This is a genomic window from Rodentibacter sp. Ppn85 (assembly GCF_001999335.1).
GTDB lineage: Bacteria > Pseudomonadota > Gammaproteobacteria > Enterobacterales > Pasteurellaceae > Rodentibacter.
In genome coordinates this window covers 1-1839 of record NZ_MLHS01000049.1, presented here as the reverse complement: position 1 = coordinate 1839, position 1839 = coordinate 1, and the positions used below count along the sequence as shown (strand labels likewise).

Genomic DNA, 1839 nt, shown 5'->3' with positions numbered 1-1839 from the left:
GAATCGAGTTGGTGGGGAACGTGTATATTGAGGGGGAGTTGATTGAGGAAAGCGGGGAAGCCGATGCGGTGAGTTCGTTTGAAACCACAATTAATAATACGATAACACCAGATACTTACTATTCAACACGTTTGGATGTCTATGACCTTTATGGACGTTGTAATGAAAAGAAAGTGCCTTATACGATATTGAATAATCACGGGGAAACAATAGGAGACGGTGTGTTAGATGATATAGCGAGAACCCCGCGAATTTATCGTGACACGGAAGAAACACTAAAAGTACTTGTTGGTTATGTGCAAGTTTTGGATTGGAATTAATGGGAAACAACATGAATAGTAAAAATCAGCCACAAGGTTATGCAATTGAATTTCTCGATTCAAAAAACGAACCGCTACCTTATTGTAATATTGAGATGTCAATAAACGGACATCCCGTAAGCGAAACGCCCTTACAAGCCGATGAAAAGGGAAGATTAGTTTTTCACCCGAGTTTAGTGGAGCAACCTGGAAAAGTATTACGGATAAAAGTTATTTTTTGGAATGAACAATATCCTAAAACGGCACACTCGGAAGTTCCTGAATTTACTTGGCTAACAGGTAAGAAGATAGTGAGATTAAGAGCGTATAATATTTATGAAATGACACCTCGCAGTATTCCAAATGAAAATAACGAACCGACCACTTACAAACGCCCTTATCATCTAGTGAAGCCGGGAGATACTTGGGAACGGATAGAGAAAGAGACGGGGATAAACCAATATGTGCTGATTTGGGAGAACGGGTTGGATGAATCAACTCCTTTAGGTACGTTGGTCGGGAAAAAACTCTATTTTCCAAGAGGGAGTAGAAAAGGTTATGCTAAATCGGCAGATAGAAATAAGAAGACAGATATAAATAAAAAAGAGGGAAATAACGTTTTACAGATGCGTAGTGAGAATAATGGGAAGCCGGTGGATGTCGCTATTTCTCCTAAAAAATATGAGTGTTTTTGTCATAGGGATTTTACGGTTGAGGAATTTAAATTAATTATGCAAAAACTGCGTAAATCTAAAGCTGTACCAAATTTATGGATTCCAGCTCTTCGAGGTGGTGCATCTCCTAGTGATAAATCTTATGAAACGACTGTTAAAGAGCTAAATAGAGTGATGAATAAGTATGAAATTAATACTTGTTTAAGAAAAATTCATTTTCTAGCTCAAGCTTATCACGAGACACATCTATTTCAGTCAATGCAGGAATATACAAGCCCTTATACTACTCAGTATGATCCTTATAGAGGGAGAGGATTTATCCATTTAACACATAAGAGAAATTATGAAAATTTTAGTGTTGATATGAATGATCCAAATATTGTTAAAAATCCGTCTATTGTTGCAACAAATATAACATATGCATTTGAATCCGGAGGGTGGTTCTGGAAGAAAGGAGTTATGCTTTCGAATAATAAACCGGGATTATGGAAATATCCTAATACTGCACCTAAAAGTATTCATGAACGTATAAAGATTGAAGGAGCAAATTGTAATAAATCTATAGTTTCTTATGGGAATTCGAAGGAAACTTTTGGTGTTTTAGATCTTAATGTATTAGCTGATAATGATTGGGGAAATACTATTAGTTGGCTTGTTAATGGTGGTTCAAATGGGTTTGATGATAGGATTAAGTATAGAGCTTTATTAAAGGAGGTTATGAAATATGATTCATGTGAAAATAAAAAATAATCTTATATTATTTTTTGCTATTACATTTGGAATTTGTTTTTCAGCATTACCAAATGTTAAGTATAATTATAGAATAAATAATAATGATGTAGAACTGTTAGTTAGTGATAGTGGTG

General features: G+C 35.1%; 1 protein-coding gene and 1 pseudogene. Both read left to right on the top strand.

What is annotated here, in order from left to right:
• Positions 1-320 (top strand): annotated as a pseudogene (locus BKL51_RS11880) (hypothetical protein); the annotation flags it as partial.
• An 11-nt stretch (positions 321-331) separates the two neighbouring features.
• Positions 332-1723, top strand: a complete 1392-nt coding sequence (locus BKL51_RS12125; protein WP_233127109.1) for a glycoside hydrolase family 19 protein — start codon at positions 332-334, stop codon at positions 1721-1723.
• Positions 1724-1839 lie beyond the last annotated feature (116 nt).

What these genes read in the sequence shown, in the direction of transcription:
- BKL51_RS12125 (WP_233127109.1), top strand. Translation starts at nt 332, where the DNA reads ATGAATAGTAAAAATCAGCCACAAGGTTATGCAATTGAATTTCTCGAT.